Source organism: Cryobacterium sp. MLB-32 (assembly GCF_000738085.1).
GTDB lineage: Bacteria > Actinomycetota > Actinomycetes > Actinomycetales > Microbacteriaceae > Cryobacterium.
In genome coordinates this window covers 1-840 of record NZ_JPRS01000595.1, presented here as the reverse complement: position 1 = coordinate 840, position 840 = coordinate 1, and the positions used below count along the sequence as shown (strand labels likewise).

Here is an 840-nt window from a genome sequence, read left to right as displayed (position 1 = left end):
CGCGAACGGCACGCGTACAACCGAAGAGTTGTACTCCGTGGGGCGGCCGTTCACTGGGGGGTGCTGATGCTCACCCTCTTTCCGAAGCTGTCATCGAATGACGGCGGATGGAACCCGATTGGTGGGATTGGTGATGCCATCAACGGCGCGACCGGTGTTGTGTCGTACTTCTCGGACCCGTGGGGAAACACGTTCAAGACCCTCCGTGATACTGCGCAGGGGATGAGTCGAGACATCATGCCGGCGCTGACTAGCGCGACCTTGCCGGACTTGACTTCTGATTGGTTCATCAACGCGTACAAGATCTCCTTCGCGACGGCGATCTTCGTCGCGGTGCTGCTTCTCATCCCGCAAGCCGTCCGCACCGCGCGCGGTGTACAGGCCGGTCGAGACCTGGTCGAGTCCGTCGGACTGTACTTTGGGACGTTCCTACTAGGCGCAATGTTCGGGCCGGCGTTCGGAATCATGCTGATCAATTTCTTCCACTCCCTGACGGACGTCTTCGTTGCCGCCGGTTTGACCGGAACGGTGAACACGATCTCGGGTCAGTTCGGCACGATGATTGCTCAGACGGACCCGGTCGGCCTCACGGGCGGGGTCGTCATCGCGGTCATTCTGATGGTCTGCATGATCTTCGGTCTGCTACTCGTGCTCCTCATGCTGCTCGTCCAGCTCGTGACCTTGTACTTCACAGGGGTGCTGTTGCCTCTGGGCCTGGTGTGGATCATCGACAAGAACAAACGCAGCTTCGGACTGAAGATCGCCACTCTCTGGGTGGGTATCCTCGCCGCGCACCCGTTGCTCTTCCTCCTTCTCGGACTGGCGTTTTCCATGACAGCC

General features: G+C 59.9%; 1 pseudogene. It reads left to right on the top strand.

The annotated features are described in order from the left end of the window. Positions 1 to 66: 66 nt before the first annotated feature. Positions 67 to 840, top strand: a pseudogene (locus JF66_RS20135) (hypothetical protein); the annotation flags it as partial.